The organism is Allobosea sp. (assembly GCF_036675845.1).
Taxonomy (GTDB): Bacteria; Pseudomonadota; Alphaproteobacteria; order Rhizobiales; family Beijerinckiaceae; genus Allobosea.
In genome coordinates, this window is sequence record NZ_JAKFED010000194.1 from 27,570 (window position 1) to 50,130 (window position 22,561).

The 22,561-nt window shown below is 66.7% G+C and carries 18 protein-coding genes; 14 read left to right on the plus strand and 4 right to left on the minus strand.

What is annotated here, in order from left to right; all coding sequences use genetic code 11:
- Positions 1-37 precede the first annotated feature (37 nt).
- Positions 38-1,579: a MocR-like pyridoxine biosynthesis transcription factor PdxR gene (gene pdxR / locus V6M56_RS20650; protein ID WP_332686522.1), complete on the minus strand. Its 1,542-nt coding sequence runs from the start codon at positions 1,577-1,579 to the stop codon at positions 38-40.
- Positions 1,580-1,718: 139 nt separating this feature from the next.
- On the opposite strand from pdxR, the gene V6M56_RS20655 reads away from it, so the two are divergent.
- The 7 genes from V6M56_RS20655 (at position 1,719) to V6M56_RS20685 (ending at position 9,713) form a co-directional block, all read left to right on the plus strand.
- On the plus strand, positions 1,719-2,825 hold the full coding sequence (locus V6M56_RS20655; RefSeq protein ID WP_332686524.1) for a mandelate racemase/muconate lactonizing enzyme family protein: 1,107 nt from the start codon (positions 1,719-1,721) through the stop codon (positions 2,823-2,825).
- The gene (locus V6M56_RS20660; protein ID WP_332686526.1) at positions 2,822-4,315 is read left to right on the plus strand and encodes an aldehyde dehydrogenase family protein; all 1,494 of its coding nucleotides are present in this window, start codon (positions 2,822-2,824) and stop codon (positions 4,313-4,315) included. The genes V6M56_RS20655 and V6M56_RS20660 overlap by 4 nt, the downstream gene beginning before the upstream one ends.
- Positions 4,316-4,335: 20 nt before the next feature.
- On the plus strand, positions 4,336-5,634 hold the full coding sequence (locus V6M56_RS20665; RefSeq protein ID WP_332686528.1) for an NAD(P)/FAD-dependent oxidoreductase: 1,299 nt from the start codon (positions 4,336-4,338) through the stop codon (positions 5,632-5,634).
- Between the two features lie 158 nt (positions 5,635-5,792).
- Entirely contained in the window at positions 5,793-6,848 is a 1,056-nt protein-coding gene (locus tag V6M56_RS20670; RefSeq protein ID WP_332686530.1) for an ABC transporter substrate-binding protein, read from the plus strand.
- Positions 6,845-7,984, plus strand: coding sequence for an ABC transporter ATP-binding protein (locus V6M56_RS20675; RefSeq protein ID WP_332686532.1), 1,140 nt, complete (start codon positions 6,845-6,847; stop codon positions 7,982-7,984). Before V6M56_RS20670 ends, V6M56_RS20675 begins: the two co-directional genes overlap by 4 nt.
- Positions 7,981-8,895 carry an ABC transporter permease gene (locus tag V6M56_RS20680; RefSeq protein WP_332686534.1) on the plus strand — a complete coding sequence of 305 codons (915 nt, stop codon included), beginning with the start codon at positions 7,981-7,983 and terminating at the stop codon, positions 8,893-8,895. Before V6M56_RS20675 ends, V6M56_RS20680 begins: the two co-directional genes overlap by 4 nt.
- A gap of 2 nt (positions 8,896-8,897) precedes the next feature.
- Positions 8,898-9,713 carry an ABC transporter permease gene (locus tag V6M56_RS20685; protein WP_332686536.1) on the plus strand — a complete coding sequence of 272 codons (816 nt, stop codon included), beginning with the start codon at positions 8,898-8,900 and terminating at the stop codon, positions 9,711-9,713.
- 51 nt (positions 9,714-9,764) lie between these two features.
- On the opposite strand, the gene V6M56_RS20690 is transcribed toward V6M56_RS20685, so the two are convergent.
- A complete protein-coding gene (locus V6M56_RS20690) occupies positions 9,765-11,552 on the minus strand; it encodes a calcium-binding protein (RefSeq protein ID WP_332686538.1) in 1,788 nt (595 codons plus the stop codon).
- An 891-nt stretch (positions 11,553-12,443) separates the two neighbouring features.
- Here V6M56_RS20690 and V6M56_RS20695 point away from each other — a divergent pair.
- From V6M56_RS20695 to V6M56_RS20715, 5 genes are all read left to right on the plus strand, one after another.
- Complete coding sequence (locus V6M56_RS20695) at positions 12,444-14,135, plus strand: type I secretion system permease/ATPase (RefSeq protein WP_332686540.1); 1,692 nt, start codon at positions 12,444-12,446, stop codon at positions 14,133-14,135.
- Entirely contained in the window at positions 14,135-15,538 is a 1,404-nt protein-coding gene (locus V6M56_RS20700) for an HlyD family type I secretion periplasmic adaptor subunit (protein ID WP_332686541.1), read from the plus strand. Before V6M56_RS20695 ends, V6M56_RS20700 begins: the two co-directional genes overlap by 1 nt.
- Before the next feature lie 40 nt (positions 15,539-15,578).
- Positions 15,579-16,712, plus strand: coding sequence for a helix-turn-helix transcriptional regulator (locus V6M56_RS20705; RefSeq protein ID WP_332686542.1), 1,134 nt, complete (start codon positions 15,579-15,581; stop codon positions 16,710-16,712).
- A gap of 4 nt (positions 16,713-16,716) precedes the next feature.
- Positions 16,717-17,718: a M23 family metallopeptidase gene (locus tag V6M56_RS20710; protein ID WP_332686543.1), complete on the plus strand. Its 1,002-nt coding sequence runs from the start codon at positions 16,717-16,719 to the stop codon at positions 17,716-17,718.
- A 500-nt stretch (positions 17,719-18,218) separates the two neighbouring features.
- On the plus strand, positions 18,219-18,515 hold the full coding sequence (locus V6M56_RS20715) for a DUF1330 domain-containing protein (protein WP_332686545.1): 297 nt from the start codon (positions 18,219-18,221) through the stop codon (positions 18,513-18,515).
- Positions 18,516-18,583: 68 nt separating this feature from the next.
- On the opposite strand, the gene V6M56_RS20720 is transcribed toward V6M56_RS20715, so the two are convergent.
- Positions 18,584-19,513, minus strand: a complete 930-nt coding sequence (locus V6M56_RS20720; RefSeq protein WP_332686548.1) for an NAD-dependent epimerase/dehydratase family protein — start codon at positions 19,511-19,513, stop codon at positions 18,584-18,586.
- Between the two features lie 129 nt (positions 19,514-19,642).
- On the opposite strand from V6M56_RS20720, the gene V6M56_RS20725 reads away from it, so the two are divergent.
- Positions 19,643-20,605, plus strand: coding sequence for a LysR family transcriptional regulator (locus V6M56_RS20725; RefSeq protein ID WP_332686550.1), 963 nt, complete (start codon positions 19,643-19,645; stop codon positions 20,603-20,605).
- A 19-nt stretch (positions 20,606-20,624) separates the two neighbouring features.
- On the opposite strand, the gene V6M56_RS20730 is transcribed toward V6M56_RS20725, so the two are convergent.
- Positions 20,625-21,704 (minus strand): alcohol dehydrogenase, encoded by a 1,080-nt coding sequence (locus V6M56_RS20730; protein WP_332686552.1) that lies wholly within the window; start codon positions 21,702-21,704, stop codon positions 20,625-20,627.
- Positions 21,705-21,911: 207 nt separating this feature from the next.
- Here V6M56_RS20730 and V6M56_RS20735 point away from each other — a divergent pair.
- Positions 21,912-22,561 (plus strand): Bug family tripartite tricarboxylate transporter substrate binding protein (locus V6M56_RS20735; protein ID WP_332686554.1); only part of this gene is annotated, 650 nt, incomplete at its 3' end.

A 22,561-nucleotide genomic window follows, 5' to 3' on the forward strand; every position in this document is an offset into this window, starting at 1 on the left:
GCGCGCCTCCCTTGCGCCTCTGGCCTCCCTTGCGCCTCTAAGAAGAATTGGGCTCCCCGCTAAGGGCCATTCCCGCCGAAGGACCAGTCCAGTCGCCCTCTGTGGCGAGATCGTCGATGCTGCGGCGCAGATCGAGGACTCCGGCGCGGATCTCTGCAGGCGGGAAGCCGCTGAATCCCAGGACGAGGCCATCCTGCGCGACCGGCTCGAGGCAGAAGCGGCTGATCGGCGCGACCGTCACACCGCGCCGGGCGGCCGCGCGCGTCAGCGCGACGGCATCCAGCCCGTCCCGGAGAAACGCGACGGTATGCATGCCGGTCTGGGTCGGCACCACTTCCAGGTCCGGCGCCAGATGCGTGCGCGCCGCCTCCTCGAGCGCCTGGTAGCGCTCCTGATAGAGCTTGCGCATGCGCCGGACATGGGTGGCGAAATGCCCTTCGACGATGAAGTCGGCAACGATGCCCTGCAGCGCCGTCGGCACGCCGGGCGAGAAGGCTTCGAGGCAGATGCCGACCTGCTCGACGAGATGCGGCGGGGCGACGAGGAAGCCGAGCCGCAGCGAAGGGAACAGCGTCTTCGAGAAGGTCCCGACATAGATGACCCGGCCGCTGCGGTCGATGCTCGTGAGCGTCGCCATCGGCGCGCCCTGGAAGCAGAATTCGCCATCCCAGTCGTCTTCGATGATCCAGGCCCCGCTGGCCTCGGCCGCCTCGAGCAAAGCGAGCCGCCGCTCCAGGCTCATCTTGGCGCCGAGCGGCTGCTGATGTGCCGGCGTGACGAAGGCGAGCCTGAATTCGGGGGCGCGGCTCAAGCCCTCCTCGACGACGAGGCCGGCTTCATCGACCGGCACGGGCACGAGATCGACTCCCGACTGGATCAGGCTGTTGCGCGCCCCGATCGCGCCGGGATTCTCGAACCAGACCTTGTCGCCCGGGTCGAGCAGCGTCGCGGCGATGAGCTGGAAGGCCTGCTGGGCCCCGGCCATCACGAAGACCTGCTGCCATTCGCAGGCGATGCCGCGATTGAGCCGCAGATGCGCGGCGATGGCCTGGCGCAGCACCCGTTCGCCGTGCGGGTCGGGATAGCCGAGCACCTGGTGGCGCGCCTTGCGCCAATACTTGCCCGAGAGCCGCGCCCATTGCGCCATCGGAAAGGCGTCGAAGGCCGGCATCGCCGTCGTGAAGGCGCGGGGCTGATGCGGCAGGCGCGTGCCGAACAGCTTCGAGGCGGCGTTCATCGCCTGCGCCAGCTTGACGCGCGCGGTCGGCACGGCGACCGCTGCCGCGGCCGGCGCGGGACGTTCATTCGCCAGCGCCCGGCTGACATAGGTGCCGGACCCCACCCGGGTTTCGATCAGGCCTTCCGCCGCCAGGCGCTCGAAACTCTCGACGATCGTCGTCCGAGCCACGCGAAATTCCTGCGCCAGGGTACGCGTCGCCGGCAGGCGCTCGCCGACCTTGAGGGCGCCGCCCAGGATCAGTTCCCGCAAACCGGCACAGATCTGGACGCTCAGCCCATGCTCGCCCTCGCGGTCGAGGACGATCGACTGAAGCAGCGCGCCTTCCTCGCGTTTGACCATGCACACTCCATTCGTCCGATAGTGGACTGTCGCTTTGGTTAGAATGGACCTTGGGGTCAGACCAATTCAAGCCCTTCCTTGCGGCGAACTCGGCCCGTGGTTCCGCCGGCCGGCGATCGCGAATCTGGCAGTGGCAGCGATGAAGATTACTCGGCTCGAAAGCTTCTCGACCCAGGACGTCGGCTTCGTCCGCGCGACATGCGAGGACGGCAGCCAGGGTTGGGGACAGTTCTCCCCTTACAACGCCGACATCACGGCGACCGTCTTCCACCGACAGGTCGCGCGTTGGGCGCTCGGCGAGGACGCCTTCGCGGTCGACGAGCTCGTGGCGACCATTTGCGAGCGCGAGCACAAATTCCCCGGCTCCTATCTCTGCCGCGCCCTGACCGGGCTCGACACGGCGCTGTGGGACCTGCGCGGCCGGAGCGAGAAGAAGAGCGTCTGCGAGCTGCTCGGCGGCACGCCGCGTCCCTTCCCGGTCTATGCCTCCAGCATGAAGCGCGGCGAGATCACGCCAGAGGCCGAGGCCGAGCGCTTCCTGCACCTGCGCGATGCCCATGGCTATCGTGCCTTCAAGTTCCGGGTCGGGCGCGAATGCGGCCGCGACCGGGACGAATGGCCGGGGCGGACCGAGGCGATCGTGCCGCGGATCAGGGCGGCGCTCGGAGACGGCGCCACGCTCCTCGTCGACGCCAACAGCGGCTACTCGCCCGTCAAGGCCATCGCCGTCGGCAAACTGCTGCAGGATCACGGCATCGTCCATTTCGAGGAACCCTGCCCCTATTGGGAGCACCCCTGGACGCGCCAGGTCCGCGAAGCGCTCGACCTCGACGTCACCGGCGGCGAGCAGGATTGCGATCTCGCGGTCTGGCGCGCCATGATCGAAGGGCGGGTGGTCGACGTGGTGCAGCCGGACATCTGCTATATCGGTGGCGTCGGGCGCATGCTGACGGTGGCGCGCTGGGCCGCCGAGGCCGGCCTGCCGGTGACGCCGCATTCGGCCAACCAGTCGCTGGTGACGGTGTTCACGCTGCATCTCATGGGCGCGCTCGCCAATGCGGGCCCCTATGTCGAATTCTCGATCGAAGGGCCGGACTATTACCCCTGGGAACAGGGGCTGTTGCGCAACCCGCCACAGGCGCGCGACGGCATGGTCGCGATCCCCGACGGGCCCGGCTGGGGCGTCGAGATCGAGCCGGCCTGGCTGGAGAAGGCCGCCTACCACGTCACCGAGGTGGCAGCGTGACGGTGGAGCGTCAGCAGCTGATCGAGGAGGTCCGCCGCACGGGAACGCTCGCCGGCCTGCCGCGCGGGCATTTCATCGCCGGCCGCTTCGTCGCCTCCGCCTCGGGGCGGGAGATGGAGAGCTTCGACCCCGGCAGCGGCAAGCCTTTCGCCAAGGTCGCGGCTGGCGATGCCGAGGATGTCGACCGCGCGGTCGCAGCCGCGCGCTCCGCCCTGTCGGGGCCATGGTCCCGTTTGAGCCCGGCCGCCCGCGGCGAGATCCTGATGCGGGCGAGCCGGCTGATCGCCGAATGCGCGGCGCGCTTCGCCGTGGTCGAGACCCTCGATTCGGGAAAGCGGCTTTCGGAAGCCGAAGGCGACGTCGCCGGCGTCGTGCGGGCCTTCGCCTATTATGCCGGCGCCGCCGACAAGCTGCATGGCGACAGCATGCCGCTCGGCCCCGACCATGTCGGCCTGACGATCGAGGAGCCGGTCGGCGTCGCCGCCCAGATCGTGCCCTGGAACTATCCGCTGTCGACGGCGGCGCGCGGCATCGCCCCGGCGCTCGCAGCCGGCTGCACGCTCGTCGTCAAGCCGGCCGAGCAGACCCCCTTCACAACGCTGATGCTGGCGGAGCTCCTGCACCAGGCCGGGCTGCCTGACGGCGTCCTGAACGTCGTCGCCGGCACCGGGCCCGAAGCCGGTGCGGCCCTCGTCGCCCATCCCGGCATCGATCACATCACCTTCACCGGCTCGGTCGCGACGGGGCAGCGCGTCATGCGGGCGGCCGCCGAGCACGTCACGCGGCTGGTGCTCGAGCTCGGCGGAAAATCCCCCGTCGTCGTGCTGGCCGATTGCGATCTCGACGCGGCGGTCGACGGGGTGATGGAAGCGATCTTCGAGAATGCCGGCCAGATCTGCTCGGCCGGCTCGCGCTTGGTCGTCGAGGAGGCGATTGCGCAGCCGCTGCTCGACCGCCTGGTCGGGCGCGCGCAGGCGCTACGGCCCGGACACGGCCTGAGCGATGCCGGGATCGGGCCGATCAACTCGCCGGCGCAGCTTGCGCGCGTGGCGGCCCATGTCGACCGGGCACGCGCGGCCGGCAACCGCATCCTGACCGGAGGGGCGGTGGTGCCGCCCGAGGAATGCGGAGGCGGTTGGTTCTATCGGCCGACCATCGTCCTGGCGCGGGATACGGCCGATCCGCTGGTGCAGAAGGAGATCTTCGGCCCGGTCCTGACGGTCCAGATCGTTCCGGATTTCGAGGCGGCGGTCGCTGCCGCCAATGCGACCTCCTACGCCCTCGTGGCCGGCATCTATACGCGCGATCACGCCCGGGCCTGGCGTTTCGCGCGAACCGTCGATGCCGGCCAGATCTACATCAACGAGTTCTTCGCCGGTGGCGTCGCGATGCCCTTCGGCGGCAACCGCAAATCCGGTTTCGGCCGCGCCAAGGGCATGGCGGGCTTGCGCAGTTACTGCAAGCTCAAGAGTGTGGTGGCACGGATCTGATCCGGGGGGATGACGTGGCGATGCCGAACGAACTGTTCACCGGCGACTTCAAGGCCGCGCCGTACTGGTGGGATGCAGTGCCGCGGCCGGAGATGCCGCCGGGCGAGCCGCCGCAACAGGCCGATGTCGTGGTCATCGGCTCGGGCTATACCGGCCTGCACGCTGCGCTCCAGACGGCGCGCGGCGGGCGCCGCACCGTCGTCCTCGATGCCGAAGCCGCCGGCTTTGGCTGCAGTACCCGCAATGGCGGACAGATCTCGACCAGCGTGAAGCCCGGTTTCGCGGAGCTCGCCCGGCGCCATGGCCGGGAGCGTGCCTTCGCGATCCTGCAGGAGGGCCGGAACTCGCTGCGCTTCATCGGCGATTTCGTGCGCGACGAGAAGATCGACTGCAATTTCGGCGCGGTCGGCCGCTTCCACGCGGCGCATGCGCCAGGCAAGTACGAGGAGCTGGCGCGCAGCGTCGACAGCCAGCCCAAGGGGCTCGAAGTCGCCTGCCATGTCGTGCCCCGCTCCGAGCAGCGCACGGAGATCGGTTCCGACCTCTACCATGGCGGCGTGGTCTATGAGAGCCATGCCTCGGTCGATCCGGCACGCTACCATCAGGGGCTGATGCAGCGTGCCGTCGCCGCCGGCGTCGAGATCGTGCCCCATTGCGCGGCGAACGGGATCGAGCGGCTCGGAGAGGATTTCCTGGTCGCGACGCCGCGCGGCACCATCCGGGCGCGGAACGTCGTCATCGCCACCAACGGCTATACCGGCCCGTTGACCGGCTGGCTGCGCCGCCGCGTCATCCCCATCGGCAGCTACGTCATCGCGACTGAAGAGCTCGATCCTGCGCTGGTCGACAGGTTGATCCCACGCAACCGCATCGTCAGCGACACGCGCAAGGTCGTCTACTACTACCGCGCCTCGCCGGACCGGCGGCGCATCCTGTTCGGCGGACGCGTGTCCCTGAACGAGACCGATCCGCGCCGCAGCGGCCCGATGCTGCATGCCGCCCTGAGCGGGATCTTTCCAGAGCTGGCCCCGGCGAGAATCAGCCATTCCTGGTGCGGTTTCGTCGCCTATAGCTTCGACGAGCTGATGCATATCGGCTGCCACCAGGGCATGCACTATGCGATGGGCTATTGCGGCTCGGGCGTCGGCATGGCGAGCTATCTCGGCATGCGCCTCGGCCAGCAGGTGCTCGGCCTCGCCGAGGGCCGGACGGCCTTCGACGGCCTGCCCTTCCAGACGCGCCCGTTCTACAGCGGCAATCCGTGGTTCCTCGCGCCTTCGATCCTCTACTATCGCTGGCGTGATCGCCTGGCTCGCTGAACGGGCGGATTGGCCGCCCCAAATTCTCAGAGTGGATCTTATGGCCAGACCAATTTCGGCAAACCTTGCACAAGGGGAGGAGCGCGGAAGCCGGCAGGCCGGCCAACCGCGCTGACATCGCCAAGGGAACGCACCGTCCGAACAGGGAGAACCGACACATGCCGCGCCAGCTGATGATGCCGACGACAACGGCCCTTGCCCTCGTCATGGGCCTGTTGAGCGCTGCGCCCGCCTTGGCGCAGGAACTGACCGTCGTGTCCTTCGGCGGCTCATACCAGGAGGGCCAGAGCAAGGCGCTCTTCCAGCCTGCCGCCAAGGCGCTGGGCATCAAGATCAAGGAAGAGACCTACACCAGCATCGCCGACCTGCGCCTCAAGGTGAAGGCCGGTGCCGTCACCTGGGATGTCGTCGCCAGCGGCTCCGGCAGCGCGGCGCGGGCGGGTTCCGAGGGCATTCTGGAGAAGCTCGACTACAAGGTTATCGACACGTCGAGCTTCCTGCCCGGAACCGCGCAGGACTACTGCGTCGGCGGCGACGTCTTCTCGACCGTCCTGGCCTGGAACACCAAGACCTATGGCCAGAACGGTCCGCAGAGCTGGGCCGATTTCTGGGACGTCAAGAAGTTCCCCGGCAAGCGCTCCTATCGCAAGGGCGTGGCGGGCGCGCTCGAACCGGCCCTGATGGCCGACGGCGTGCCGCCCAACAAGGTCTACGAGGTTCTGTCGCAGCCGGAGGGCATCGAGCGCGCGATCAAGAAGATCCGCGAGCTGAAGCCGCATATCGCGGTCTGGTGGAGCTCCGGCGCGCAGCACGCCCAGCTCATGAAGGACGGCGAGGTCGACATGATCACCGGCTGGAACGGCCGCTTCGACGTCGCCGCCAAGGACGGCGCCAAGGTCGCCTACACCTTCAACCAGGGGCTGGCCGACTATGACTGCTTCGCGATCCCCAAGGGCGCGCCCAACAAGGACCTCGCGATGAAGTTCCTCGCCGAGATCAGCAAGCCGCAATATCAGGCCGAATTCACCAAATACATCACCTACGGCCCGACCAACAAGAAGGCCTATGAAGGCGGCGCGATCGATGCCGCCTATGCCAAGACCCTGCCGTCCCATCCGGACAATGCCGCCAAGCAGCTGCCGATCGATCTGGACTGGTACACCAAGTTCGAAGCCAAGGCCTCGGCCGCTTACCAGAACATGCTGACCGAATGAGGCAGGCCGACGATCACGAGGAACCGGGCCGCGGGGCCGGCGCGGCGGGGCGTTCCGCGACGGCGCTGCCCATCGCGGTCCGGCGGCTGAGCAAGGCCTATGGCGCGGTCCCGGTGCTGCAGGATGTCGACCTCGATGTCAGGCCCGGCGAGTTCCTGACCCTGCTCGGCCCGTCCGGCTCGGGCAAGACGACGCTGCTGATGGCGATCGCCGGCTTCCTGCGGCCCGACCGGGGCAGCATCCGCTTCGGCGAGCGCGAGGTCGTCCGCCTCGCGCCGCACAAGCGCGAGATCGGCATGGTCTTCCAGAACTACGCGCTGTTCCCGCATATGGATGTCGCGCGAAACGTCGGCTTTCCGCTACGGCTGCGGCGCGTGCCCGTCACCGAGATCGCCCGCCGGGTCGAGGCGGCGCTCGAGATGTTCCAGCTCGGCGGCTTCGGCGGACGCCGCATCGACCAGCTCTCCGGCGGCCAGCGCCAGCGCGTCGCGCTGGCCCGCGCCATCGTCTTCGAGCCACGCATCATCCTGATGGACGAGCCGCTTTCCGCGCTCGACAAGCAGTTGCGCGAACGCATGCAGATCGAGCTGCGCCAGCTCCATGAGCGCCTCGGCACCACGACGGTCTACGTCACCCATGACCAGCGCGAGGCGCTGACCATGTCGGATCGCATCGCGATCCTCGACCGTGGACGCATCGTCCGCATCGATGCCCCGCGCGCCATCTATGACGAGCCCGGCAACCGCTTCGTCGCCGAATTCATCGGCGAATCCTCCTTCCTCGACGTCACGGTCACGGACGGTGTCTGCCGGGCGGCCGGCGCCGTCATCCTGGCGCCGCACCTGCCGATACGGCAGGGGCGCGGCACCATGGTGCTGCGGCCCGAGCGGCTGCGCCTGCTCGCAGCTGGCGAGGGCGAGGGGATGAACTGCTTCGAGGGCCGGGTCAGCGGCGCGATCTACCAGGGCGACACGCTGCTGCTGCAGGTCGTCCTCGGCGATGGCAGCCCCGTCTCGCTGCGGCTGGCGACGCGAGGAGCCGAGGCCGCGCCGCCGCCGGCCGGCGCGGCCGTCCGCCTCGGAATCACCGTCGCCGATACGGTGCTGCTCGCCGACGAAGCCGGAGGGGCAGCATGAGCGCGGCAGGCCTTTCCGCCGCCGACGCTGCGCCAGGGGATTTCCATGCCGCCGCCCTGAAGCGGGACCACTGGCGCGAGCGGCTCGGCCTCGCCGCCCTCGCCGCGCCGGCACTTCTGCTCGTCACCGTCACCATGCTGCTGCCCGTCGGCTGGCTGTTCGGCCTGTCCTTCCTCGACGACGACGGGGCGCTGAGCCTCGAGCATTATCGGCGCATGCTGGCCGAGCCTTCCTATGGCCGGACTTTCATCACCACCTTCGAGATCAGCCTGGCGACCACGGGCATCTGCATCCTGCTCGGCTATCCCCTCGCCTATTTCCTGTCGCAGCTGCCCCGCCGCGCGGCGAATCTCTGCATGATCGCGGTGCTGCTGCCGTTCTGGACCTCGCTGCTGGTGCGCACCTATGCCTGGCTCGTGCTGCTCCAGCGCAGCGGCCTCATCAACACCTGGGGCATCAAGCTCGGGCTGTGGAGCGAGCCGCTGCAGCTCGTGCACAATGCCGGCGGCACGCTGATCGGCATGGTCCACATCATGCTGCCCTTCCTGGTACTGCCGCTCTACGGCTCGATGCGCGCCATCGACGGCAATCTCCTGCGCGCCGCGGCGAGCCTCGGCTCGCCCCCGGTCCATGGCTTCTGGACCGTGTTCTTCCCATTGTCGCTGCCCGGACTCGCTGCCGGAGCCTCGCTCGTCTTCGTGCTCTGCCTCGGCTTCTACGTGACGCCCGCCATGCTCGGCGGCGGCAAGGTGACGATGGTCTCGAACCGCATCGCCAACGACATCGAGCTGTTCTTCAACTGGGGTGCCGCGAGCGCGCTCGGCGTGGTGCTGCTGGCGATCACCCTCGCCGTCCTCGTCCTGGCGGCGAGGCTGTCGCGCGGTGCCGGGCTTTTCGGAGGGGGGCACTGACCATGGGCTGGCTCGACCGCCCCGCGAGCGACACGCAGATCAGCCACCGCTCCCGGTTGTGGCTCTACGGGCTCGGCGCGCTGGTGCTGGTCTTCCTCGCCCTGCCGACCCTGATCGTCATCCCGATGTCGTTCTCCCAGTCGCAGTATCTGGAATTTCCGCCGCGCGAATGGTCTCTGCGCTGGTACGAGGCCTATTTCTCCTCGCCGAGCTGGATGGCGGGGACGGTCACCTCGCTCAAGGCGGGCCTCTGCACGGCACTGCTGGCGACACCGCTGGGAACGCTTGCCGCCTATGGGTTGCATGCCTCGAGGCTGCGCTTTGCCGGGCTTGCGATCCTGCTGCTGCTCACCCCCACCATCATCCCGGTCATCCTCGTGGGCATCGCCCTGTTCTACGCCTATGTGCAGCTCAGGATGGTCAATTCCTTTCTCGGCATCGTGCTCGCGCACACGATCCTGGCGGTTCCGATCGTGATGATGATCGTCGGCTCGGCGCTGAAGAGCTTCGATCTCGATCAGGAGCGCGTGGCTCGCAGCCTGGGCGCGACACGCACGCAGGCCTTCCTCTTGGTGACGATGCCTCAGATCGGCTTCGCCATCGTCACCTCTGCCCTGCTGTCCTTCCTGACCTCCTTCGACGAGGTCGTGGTCAACCTGTTCATTTCGGGCGGCGACAATGCGACGTTGACGCGCATGATGTTCCTGGCCCTGCGCGACCAGATCGATCCGACCATCGCCGCCATCTCCACGATCATGATCCTGATGACCTCGTTGCTCCTGGCAATCTCGCAGTTTGTCGGCAAACGAGACGCGTAGGTCGGATCTTTCGGGTGGCGGCGGTTCGCCGCCACCCTTGGCAAAGCGACGTCACACGAGCGTGATGGCGTCGTATCCCAGCGCGTCGTTGATATCTTCGATCGATGTGAACGTGCCGCCGCCGGAAACGCCGTCGATCTGGATCGTGCCGAAGCCGAAGTCCAGAACCACGCTGCCGCCGGAATCGTCGACCGTCACGACGGTCGTCGCGGGATCGACCACGTCGACCACGATGACGTCCTCGTCGGGAATATTGAGATCGGTGACCTCGTCATCCCCGAACGGGTTGTCGGCACCGTCGCCGAAATGGAAGGTGTCGGTGCCCGCACCGCCCGTCAGCAGGTCGTCACCGGCTTCCCCATACACGTCATCGGCGCCGTTTCCGCCGTCGACCTCGTCATTGCCGTCGCCGCCATGGAGCTCGTCGCTGCCGGCGTCGCCGCTGATCGTGTCGTCCCCGGCGTCGCCCCACAGCGTGTCGCTGCCGCCCCCGCCGGCCATGGTGTCGTTGCCGTCACCACCATTGCCCGTGTCGTTGCCGGCGCCGCCATCCAGCGTATCGTCGCCGGCGTCGCCATTCAGCGTATCCGTGCCGGCGCCGCCGCTCAGGACGTCGTTGTCATTGCCGCCGTTGAGCGTGTCGTTGCCAGCGCCGCCGTCCGCCGTGTCGATACCGTCGCCGCCGTTCAGGATGTCGGTGCCGTCGCCGCCGTTCAACGCGTCGTCGCCTTCATTGCCGTCCAGGGTATCGTCGCCGGCATCACCCCACAGAGTGTCGTTGCCGAGGCCGCCGCTCAGGGCGTCGTTGCCATTGCCACCAAACCCCGTGTCGTTGCCGTCACCGCCGTTGAGGGTGTCGTCGCCGTCGTCGCCATTCATCGTGTCGGCGCCGGCGCCGCCGTTCAGGGCGTCGTTGCCGAGGCCGCCGCTCAGGGCGTCATCGCCGTCGCCGCCGTCCAGGGTATCGACGCCCGCGCCTCCGCTCATCGCGTCATTGCCGAGGCCGCCGTTCAACGCGTCGTCGCCGTCGCCGCCTTCCATGGTGTCGGCGCCTGCGCCGCCGTTCAGGGCGTCGTTGCCGGCGCCGCCGTCGAGCGTGTCGTCGCCGTCGTCGCCATTCAACGTGTCGGCGCCCGCGCCGCCGGTCAGGGCGTCATTGTCATTGCCGCCGCTGAGCGTGTCGCTGCCGTTGCCGCCGTCCAGCGTGTCGACGCCCGCGCCGCCGCTCAGGTTGTCGCCGCCGTCGCCGCCGCTCATGACGTCGTCGCCGGTGCCGCCTTCCATGGTGTCGGCACCGTTTTCGCCGTTCATCGTGTCGTTGCCGGTGCCGCCGTTCATCGTGTCGGCGCCGGTGCCGCCGTTCATGAGGTCGTTGCCGCCAGCGCCGTTCATGACGTCGGCACCGCCGTCGCCATTCATCGTGTCGTTACCGGCGCCGCCGTCCATCGTGTCGACCCCGCCGCCGCCGTTCAGCGTGTCGGCGCCGGCGCCGCCGTTCAGCACATCTTCGCCCGCGCCGCCGTCGATGGCGTCATCGCCCGAGCCGCCGTCGATGGTGTCATTGCCGCCATCGCCGGTCAGGAGGTCGTTGCCGGCATTGCCGTTGATGACGTCGTCGCCGGTCCCGCCGCTGATCGTGTCGTTGCCGGCATCTCCGTTCAGGGTGTCAGTGCCGACACCGCCGAGAATATTATCGTCGCCCGCCCCGCCGTTGACGGTGTCATTGCCGCCGTTGGCGTCGATCGTATCGTTGCCGGCCAGCCCGTCGATGGTGTCGTCACCAGCGGTGGAGGGAGGAGGAATGATATCGTCGCCGGGTGTGCCAATGATGATAGCCATGTCAGTTCTCCCTGTTGCGAAATGAACCCTCGCCTAGGCACACGACAGCGGTTGCGCGTAGTCGTGCGCATTGGGGTCGATCGTCACGGACCGAGAAGTCTGCGAAGGCAGCGGACGCTACGGAGAGGCAGGGGGGTGGCGCAATCCCCATTTGGAGACAAAAGACCGAGGACATTGACGCTATTCTGACACAATTTCGCAGAATCCTTTGATTTACCTTTAGATCGCTGCAAATTTATACTCTTCGAAACCTGCGGCAGCCCGTTCGAGAAGGTCTTCGCGAGGGCTGTGTGCTACGCTCCGCCCACGCCGACGCATCTGACTGCCTGAGAGCAGGTCCCTACATTGCGAGGGCCTGTGCGCCGATCGCAGCAAACCGTTTCTGTCACCAAATGGGGATTATGCCGGAAGGTAACCTTGCCTAGCCTCGCCTGTCCGTGTCCCGGCCGAAATCCGGCCGGCAGCGAGGCTGCAGCACTCGGCGTGTCGGTGTCTGTAGCAATCAACAAGGGTTGAGTGGCGTAAACCAGGGGAGGCGAAATCATGGCGATGGTGGCGCGGGCGACGATAAGATCGCAGATATCGACACCTCTGGCGCGCGGCCCGGCACGAGCGGGCCGATGGCTGCAGCAGGAATTGCGACGAAGCCCGCTCTGAAGGGCGAGTCCCTTCTCTCCCCATCAAGCCAGAGCATGATCTCGTCCGAAAATCGGATCCTTCCCATCGGCGTCCTGCTCGGGCGAAGTCGCATCAACGCTTCTGCCAGTCCGAGGACACATGTCCGACGCGTCTCCAGGCCGCACGACTTCAACGTTCCGCGCCAGCGTCGCCGCCGATGCCGCCCTGTTGAGAGGTCGCACTCTTTTCATGGCGATCCCGGGACGGCAGGCCTTGCTGTGGGTCCTCGTCTTCAGCGTCGCGATCAATCTGCTCCTGCTGATCCTGCCATTCTACTCGATCCAGGTCTTCGACCGGGTGATCACCAGCGGCAGCATCGAGACGCTCGTCGGGCTGACGGCCCTTGCCGTCGTGGCGCTCGGCTTCAGCGCCTGCTTCGACATTCTGCGCGGCCGTCTGCTCGGCCGCTTTGCGGTCGGCTTCGAGCAGTTGCTCGCGCCTCTCGTGCTCAAGGCTTCGATCACCGATCCGGCGCGGCGAAGCGAGGCCGGCACCCATGACATGGTCCGGGTGCGCGAGCTCAGGAACATCCTGTCGAGCGGAACCGCCGCGACCCTGATCGACGCTCCGTTCCTGCCGGCCTTCATCGCCGTGCTGTACCTCATCCACCCCTGGTACGGGCTGATCGCCCTGGCCGGCTCCCTGCTCCTGGTGGTGCTGGCCGTGGTCAGCGGGCGCGTCGCGCGCGCCGAACTGGCGCAGGCGTCCGGCACGGCGCTCCGCACGCAGCGCACCCTCGACGGCATCGTCCGGCACGCCAATCTCGTCCGCGCGATGGGATGGACGCAAGGCGCCATCCGCGAGTTCTTCCGGCTCAACGACGCGACGCTGGTGCCGGTGGTCAAGGCGAATGAGCGAGTCGCCCTGATCGCCTCCTTCGCACGCTTGGTCAGGATCGTGCTTCAGGTCGCGGCCATCGGGGTCGGCGCCTGGCTCGTGCTGCAGAACGAGGTCCTGAGTGGCAGCATGATGGCGAGCGCCATCCTCATCAGCCGCACGCTGGCGCCGATGGAGCACCTGGTCGCGGGGTTGCGCACGCTGACCTCGGCGCGCGATGCCTGGGTTCATGTCCGCGATGCGGCCGCCTCCGCCCTGATGAGCCAGCGCCGAACGCTTCTGCCGCCGCCTTTGGGCGCACTCGATGTCAGCGGCGTCACCTTCCGCAACCCCAACGCCAGGCGGGCAGCCCTGGCCGGCATCAGCTTTCGCTGCGCTCCGGCGAGCGTCGTCGTCGTCATCGGGCCGACAGGGGCCGGCAAGTCGACGCTCCTGCGCATGATCGCTGCCCTCGACAGGCCGACGGCGGGCGCGATCCGGCTGGACGGCGCCTCGCTCGATCACTGGGATCCGGATCAGCTCGGGCGCTATGTCGGCTACCTGCCGCAGGATGTCGAGTTGCTGGGCGGCACGGTCGCGGAAGCGATCGCCGGCTTCGATGAAACGGCGACGGACGAGGATGTGGTCGCTGCCGCCAGGCAGGCGAACGCCCACCGGATGATCCTGGCGCTGCCTAACGGCTATGAGACCGAGATCGGCCGCGATGGCAGCAAGCTTTCGGGCGGACAGCGCCAGCGCATTGGACTGGCCCGTGCCCTTTTCGGCAAGCGCAAGCTGATCCTGCTCGACGAACCCAATTCCAATCTCGACCCGGATGGCGAGGAGGCCCTGTGCGCCGCGATCAGGGAAGCGAAGGCGAACGGCATGACGCTCGTCATCGTCACGCACCGCCCACGGCTCTTCACGGTCGCCGACCTGATCCTGTTCCTGCGGGACGGCGTCCAGGTCGCCTTCGGCCCTCCCGGCGAGGTGCTCCCGCAGACCATGGCCGGCGCCACGCCGATGCGGCATTCGCGTCCTGTGGCGAATGAGTCGGCCAAGTCCGACATCATAGAGGGGAGGCGTTGATGCCCGGCTCCGACCTTCAGCCTCGGTCGGGATGGGTGCCGAACGTGGTGCATGGCGGCATGCCCGCCCCGTTGACCCGGAGTATCAGCATCCGCCCCGACGAGGCGCCGGAACGTCCGCGGGCGGACACGCGGTCACTCGTCCGCTGGGGGGCTGCGCTCGTGGTGCTTCTCTTTGGCATCTTCGGCATCTGGGCCGGAACCGTGCCGCTCGCCAGCGCGGTCATCGCGCCCGGGGTGGTGAAGGTATTGTCCCAGCGTCGCGCGGTGCAGCATCTCGAAGGCGGGATCGTCAAGACCATCTTCGTCCATGAGGGCGAGCGGGTCGAACGCGGCCAGCTCCTCGCTCGGCTCGATACGACCCAGATCGCAGCCAGCCTCGGCGTCCTCGAAGCGAAGCTCTTCGCCGATCTTGCGATGGAGGCCCGCCTGGCGGCGGAACAGGCCGGAGCTGCCGCGATTTCGTTCCCCGAGGAACTGCAAGCCAACACGACGCACCCGGAGGCGCGGGCATCGATGGCGTCCCAGCTCTCCGAATTCTCTGCACGGGCAGCTTCGCTCCAGGGCGAGCACAAGCTCATCGACCAGCAGATGCTGCAGCTCGAGGACGCGATCCGCGGTCTTCAGAGCAGCTCCGAAGGCCTGGAGCGACAGCTCACTTTCCTCCGCGAGGAGATCAAGGATTCGGACTTCCTCCTGGCGAAGGGCCTCGCTCGAAAGCCCAAGGCTCTCGCTCTCAAGCGGGCCGAAGCCGACGCCGAAGCGCGGATCACGACGAATGCTTCGTCGATGGCCCAATCGAGAGGCAAGATCGCCGAGCTGGAGGATAGGCGCCGACAGACCGTCTACATGTGGCTCGAGGATATCGCCAAGCAGCGTCACGCCGCTCGCGAACGGATCGCCGACGCGAGGCATCGTATCACGGCGGCGCGCGACATACTCCTTCGGAGTGAGATCCGGGCACCCGAAAGAGGTATAGTGGTCGGGCTCAACACGCGGAGTTTGAACGCTATACTCCCCCCGCGCGAAACGCTGCTCGACATCGTTCCGACGCAGGATCGCTTGATCGTAGAGGGTGAAGTCAGGCCGACCGACCGGAACGAGGTGCGCGTCGGACAGGCGGCGCGCGTGCAGATTCTCGCTTTCAATTCCAGACGCGCACCCATGCTCACCGGCTCGGTCACCATGGTTACGGCGGATGCGCTCATTGAACCAAGGACTGGCAGGGCGTTCTACAAGGCCGAGGTCGATCTCCAGCAAACGCCGGAACTCACCTCCTATGTCGCTTCGCTTCAACCGGGCATGCCGGTCGAGATCTTCATCGAGACCGGTCAGCGGACTTTCGCGGAATACCTGCTGCAGCCGCTGATGCTGCGTGTGCAGCGAGCCTTCAAGGAGAATTGAACAGCTCGGCCGGGGGGCAATGCGAGCGAGGGAGGACCCGATGTTGCGGGATGATTCCATCACGCCGGTGCAACCCGGCAGGGCCGCTACGCTTCTCGCTCTCGAAGCCTTCGGGCGGGCGATGCTCGGGCTGCTCGAATGCAAGCGCTGCTTTGTCCTCACGCTTTCCCGATCGAGCGGGTTTGCGGTGCAGGCCGTGCGAGTCGGCTTCGACAGCAAGGTGCAGCCATCGGCGGATGTGATCACGCGTCTGGCACGAAGGCCGGAATGGCAGGGCGCCAGCCTGTTCGCGGTCGATCCCGCCGATCCGCTCGCCACGGAACTGCTCGGCAGGGAGCAGGACGAGCCCGTGCATGCGTTGGCAGGGCGCCTGCCTGCAGGCGACGGGAGCGACCTGGTTTTCGCGGCCGGCTGGCGGCAGCTTACCTTCTCGACCACGGAGATCGCCTGCGTCTCGCGGGCGGCGAGCGCAATCTGGGCGACGACGCAGGGTCTCACGCAGCGTCGATCCGGGGATTTGAGCTTCGACACGCTGCTCGAGGAGCTGGCCTTTCCGGCTTTCACCGTGGATCATCGCCTGCGCGTCCTCGAAACCAACGATGCCGGCCGGCAACTGCTTTCGGCGAAGACGCCAATCCGCCTCGATCATGGCGTCCTTGTCGGTCCGACCTCGCTCGTCAACAACCTGCGGCACCAGGCGCTGCGCGAGACGATGACATCGCGCTCCGGGCGGGCCTGGACGAACACCATCATTCCGCTGTCGACGGACCACCGCGCCTTTGCCTTCGCCTGGATCGGTGCTGCGCCCACCGAGCGGCATGCGGATCGGTCGCTCGTCATCATTCCGCAGATCGCCCCGGAGGCGGGGGCCAAGCGGATCGCGACGGCCTTTGGCCTGCCCTGGGCCGAGGAAAGGATCGTGCTCCGTATCCTGCGCGGTGAGCCGTCCTGGAGGATCGGTCAGACGCTGGATCTGACGGAGGCGACAGTAAGAACCTATATCAAGCGCATCATGCTCAAGCTTGGCATCAATCGGCAGGTCGAGTTTTTCCTGCTCTATATTCTGACATTGTCGCCCTTCGTCGACGGGTATCGGGATCAGCTTTGCCCGGACGAAGTGAATACCCGCGATTCATCCATCAAGCTGGATCCATTCCGGCACGAGGGGGCTTGATCTCGTGGTCGGGGCCCGTTGCTTTCGCGCAGCCTGGTCCGTCATCCCTCTCGTTTTCGCGACAGGAGCCCTGGCCGAAGAGCCGCCGCTTTTCGACATGCCGGTCGCATGCGAGGTGGGGCGTAGCTGCTTCATTCAAAACTATGTCGACGCCGACCCGGCATCCTCGGCCAGGGACTATGAGTGCGGCAGCCTGTCCTATGACGGCCATAACGGGACGGATTTCCGCCTCCCCACAATGGCCGCCCAGCAGGTCGGGGTCGAGGTGCTGGCCGCGGCCGCCGGCCGGGTTCTGCGGCGGCGCGACGGCATGGCCGATACGTCCGTCCGCGACAGCGGCCGAGAGGCCGTGAAGGGCTCCGAATGCGGCAATGCCATCATGATCGAGCACGCCGATGGCTGGGAAACGCAATACTGCCACATGGCCCGAGGCAGCCTGCGGGTGGGCGTCGGCGACCGGGTCGAGGCGCGTCAGCCGATCGGGCGGATCGGCCTGTCGGGCTTGACCGAGTACCCGCATCTTCATTTCATCGTCCGGCATCGCGGCGAGATTGCCGACCCCTTCGCTTACGGCGCGTCGCCAAATTCATGCGGAGCCGGTCGCATGCTCTGGCAGCCCGCGCTGCGGCCTTTGCTCGCCTACAGGCCGCGTTGGGTCCTGAATGCCGGCTTTGCTGCCACCTCCGTGACGATGGCGACGCTGGAGGCGGGAGAATTCGAGCGAAAGCAGCCGGACATCGATACGCCCGCGCTCGTTGCCTATGTCCGCGGGATCGGCCTCAAGACCGGCGACGTCCAATCACTGGTCCTGAAAGGCCCCTCGGGTCAGGCGATCGCCAAGCATGAAGCCAAACCGCTTGAGCGAAATCAGGCGCAAACCCTGGTCTTTTCCGGCCTCAGGAAACCGGCAACCGGTTGGGACCGAGGCACTTATCAGGCCAGCTATACGGTGCTTCAGCAAGGCAATGTGGTTCTGGATCGAAGCTTTGATATCCATCTTCGATAGGACCGATCGTATCGACTGGTCGTGAGCAGCGGTCGCGCCCCTTTGACCGGCGCCCTATGCTCCCCGTCATTGCGAGCGTAAGCGAAGCAATCCAAAAGGGCTCGCTCGACGCCCCCTGGATTGCTTTGTCGCTTCGCTCCTCGCCATGACGGCAGGGCCCGCGCAACGGTCGAATCTCGCGACGTTCTTTTCCATTCGTTTGCCGGCATTCAAGGCACGGCTCAAGCTGCCCGAAGGCGCCGCGCGAAGCGCCCGGGCACCCGGAGCCGATACGAATTAATTTCACAAGCCATGTGCCATCGCAGCGCTCCGCGAGGAGTGCGGCCCTGCTAGGTTTTGCCCGGTGGGCCGATCGCGAGCACGCACCGGAATCTGCTCTGTCGGCGGAATTCCCGCTGCGGAAGAGGGACGCCACAGCGAACGTTCCGGGATGCCATCAGTAGAACAGGGCAACGGCATCGCAGGCAGCCGGGCCTTCCATCAACGCTACGGAGTCGATCATGACGGCCTATGTCATCGCAGAAACCCAGGAAATCATCGAGAACTCGGCCTATCAGCAATATCGGCCCCTTGGCGCGAATGCCGTAGCGTTGCATCAGGGCCAGTATCTGGTCAGGGGTGGCGCGGCCCAATCCCTCGAGGGTGACTGGCACCCTCAGAAGCTGACCATCCTGCAATTCCCGAGTCCGGACCTTGCCCGCGCCTGGTACGATTCACCTGAATACAAGCACGCCCGCAGCGTGCGCGCAGGTGCCGTGCGGATGCGTTTCGTCACCGTCGACGGTGCTTCTTCCTGAACAGCACGCCAAATCGCTATCGATGGCTGCGGGCCTCTTCGACCCGAAGCCATCGTGATCCGCCCGGATCAGCCCGGCAGCTTGCCTTCCGCGCGCAACAGCTCGCGGTAGGAGCCGTTCTCGATATCGTCGATCAAGGCCGGCCCGCTCGGCTGCCAGTCGAGCATCTTGCGCGCCTTGTGTGCGTTCACGCGGCTGTTCGAGGCGAACGTGGCCTGGGCCGAAATGCCCCATTCGCTCAGCGCGTCGTCCATGGGCCAGCTTTCCGTCCCGCCGCCATAGCCAAGCACGCGGCTGATCGCTGCCGCGATCATGCGCATGCTGCACTCGCCGTTCTCGGCGTAGAAGAGCGATCCCGGCGGGGCCTTCTCCAGCATCAGCAGATAGAGGTTTGCCATGTCTTCGATATGGACATGCGACCAGATATTCTCGCCGCGCCCGATATGCAGCGCCTTGCCCTTGGCGATGGCGAGATTGAGCATGCGCGGGACCTGGATGCTGTGGCGGTGCAAGCCGAGCCCCTGGCCGTAGATGAGCGTCGGACGCACCACGCAGCTGCGCACGCCGCGCTGCCCATAGGACAGCACGAGCTGCTCGACTGCCAGGCGCCCCTGCCGCTCGGGCAGCGGCTTGAACGGCGTATCCTCGTGAAACACCAGGTCGCTGGCCTCCCCTGCACCACGATCCGCGATGATGCTGGAGCCGCTCGTCTGGATGAAGGCTTTTCCCGTCCCTTCGAGAGCCGGCAGGATCGCTTCGACCACGAACGGATCGTCCGAATTGGCGGCGTTGACCACCGCATCGACGCCGCGCGCGGCTTCGGCGAGCAGGCGTAGGCTCGTCAGCGATCCCGACAGAGGCTCGATGCCGGCCGCTCTGAGGCGGCTCGCTCCCTCCTCGCTGCGCGTCAGACCGATGATCTGGTGGCCGGCCGCCAGCAGTTTCGCCGCCACCGACCCGCCAATGTAGCCTGTCGCGCCCGTCACTAGAATCTTCATCGACTCAAACCTTCTTCCGGCACGATTCTGATTGCCGACGACTATCGACGCCGGGGCTCAATTGCTGAAGACCCGGCAACGGCATAGGCTTTGTGACCGCCATTCACAGGATAAGGGATCGCATGGTCCATGACCGACAAATCCGGGGAAATGGAGCTTTTTGTTCGCGCCGTAGGGCTGGGAAGCTTCTCGAGTGCGGCCCGCGCCTTGAGCCTCACGCCGTCCGCCGTCAGCAAGGCAGTCGGCCGCCTGGAAGATCGGCTCGGCGTGCAATTGCTGGATCGATCCACGCGCAGCATCCGGCTGACGGTCGAGGGCCAGGTCTACTATCGCGAATGTCTCAGGCTGGTCGGCGAGATCGACGAGTTGGAGCGCACGCTTGGCGCGCGCCGCAACCTGCCGCACGGGCGCCTGCGCGTTAACTCGTCGGTCCCGATCGCGCGGCAGCACCTCCTGCCGATCCTGCCGGAGTTTCTCCAGCGCTACCCGGCGATAGAGCTCGATCTGTCGATGTCGGACGAGGTCGTCGACCTCATCGACAGCCGCGCCGACGTCGCCGTACGGATCGGGCCATTGCAGGATTCGGCGCTGCGGGCCCGCAAGATCCTCGATTTCCGTCGCATTGTGGTCGCGTCCCCAGCCTATCTCGCAAGGCATGGTATCCCGCAGCGGCCTGCCGATCTCGCATCGCATAACTGCCTCGGCTTCAATCTCAAATCGAGCCTGAACGAATGGCCTTTCGTCAAGGACGGGCGCTCCTTCGCGCTGCCGGTGAGTGGGAACTTCTGTGCCAATAACGGCGACAGCCTGCGCGAGTTCGTGCTTTCGGGCGTCGGGATCGCACGGCTTGCAAGCTTCATGATCGGCGACGACATCCGTGAAGGGCGCCTGGTCACGCTCCTCGACGACTATCACCCCAACGATACGCTGAGCGTATTCGCCGTCTTCTTCCAGCAAAAATACATGCCGGCGCGCATTCGCTGCTTCGTGGATTTCCTCGTCGAACGACTTGGACAGATCCCGGAGAAATTCTCTCCGGCGCCGAGCGCGGCGCTGCACGCCGAAGCCGTCGTCGGAATATCGGCGGCCTGACAGCCGGGCTCGGTCCGATCTAGCCGCAGGCGCAGGCGCCGTGCTTTGGCCGCAATACGATGCGGCCGACCTGGCCACCCCGCTTGAGCGTCAGCAACGCATCATTGGCGTCCTCCAGCGCGCATTCGGAAATCGGCAGCGGGCGAACCTTGCCTGTGCGCACCAGTGCGACCAGGTCCCTGAGAGCCGGAAGCGAGCCGACGAAGGAGCCGACGATCGAGGTCGAGCGCAGCGGCATCAGCGGCAATGCGATCGATAACTCCCCTCCGAACAATCCGACAAGCGTCAGTTGCCCGCCTTTCGCCAGAAGGCCGAGCCCCAGTTCGACGGTAGCGGGCGCACCGACGAAATCGATCACCACCGGGACCGCGCCGCCGCAATGCTCGAGAACCTGCCGGGCGGCATCGTCTGCCCGCGCATCGACGGCAGCCAGCGCGCCCGCTTCCAGCGCAGCGGCGCGATTGGCCGGGCTGATATCCACGACCACCGCCCCGCGGCCGCCAAGCGCCGACAGGATCGAGAGGCTCATCAGCCCGAGCCCCCCGGCCCCGATGATCACGATCGGGCTTTCCCGCAATGTCTCGAGCCCCGCGCGCGTCAGGGCGCTGTAGGTCGTCAGACCCGAGCAGGCGAGCGGCGCAGCCTGCGCCGGCGGGATATCACCGATCTCGATGAGATAGCGCGGATGGGGCACGAGCACATGGTCGGCATAGCCCCCTGGACGGAATATCCCGAGATAGCGCGCGGAGGCACATAGATGCTCGTTGCCGCGGACGCAGCCGGCGCACTCCCCGCAGCCGATCCAGGGGTAGATGAGACGGACTTCCCCGGGCGAAACCCCCTTCGCCTCCGGGCCGACAGCCACCACCTCGCCGACGATCTCATGGCCAAGCGTGACCGGCGGCTCGAGACCGCGATCGGCGAAGTTCATCCGGCGCCCGCCGCCCAGATCGTAGTAACCCTCCCAGACGTGGAGGTCGGTGTGGCAAACGCCCGCCGCCAGCACGCGCAGAATGATCTCGCTGCCGCTGGGCTGCGGGGTCTGGCGCTCATTGAGCTGAAGAGGCTCGCCGAATGATACGACATCGCAACTGAACATTGAGCAAATCGTCCTTGCAGGCCCGAACGGCCCAGTAATCTGGCCGATCAGCGCCAGCAGGGCGAGCCCCGGATTTGTTCCCCTCGGGCAAAGGCACTGTGAAGCAGAGGCGCTCAGGCGACTGCTACAGTGTCGGCGCCGCCAAACATTGCATCGATGACGGCAAATCGCAGCAAGACTGCAAAACAAAGTTCTTGGGAGGGACAGATGCACCTGGGATGGAAAGCTTTACTGGGAAGCCTGGCCGCAACGGCAATGGCGGTGACGGGTTTGGCTGCGCCAGCCGTCGCGGCCTTTCCCGATCGCCCTATCACATTGATCGTTCCGTGGGCGGCAGGCGGCGGCACCGATGCGGTATCTAGAACCGTCGCCTCTCTGCTGGAAAAGGACTTCGGCCAGCCTGTCAACGTCGTCAACCGCACCGGCGGCAACGGGGTCGTCGGACATCAGGCGATCGCGCAGGCAAAGCCCGACGGCTACACGATCGGTCTCATCACCCTCGAGATCAACATGATGCACTGGGTCGGGCTGACCGACCTGACCTACAAGGGGTACACCCCGCTTGCGCTCATGAACACCGATCCGGCGGCGATCCACGTCAACAGCGCGTCCCCCTACAAGACGCTGAAGGACCTCGTCGACGCGATCAAGGCCAATCCCGGCAAGCTGAAGGCCTCCGGCGCCGGCCAGGGCGGCGGCTGGCACCTGGCGTTGGCCGGCATGCTCCGCTCGCTCGAGATCGACCCGCGCAGCGTGCCCTGGGTACCGGCCATCGGCGCCGCAACCGCCCTCACCGATCTCGCCGGCTCGGGCATCGATTTCGTCTCCTGCTCGCTGCCGGAAGCCGACGCCCTGTC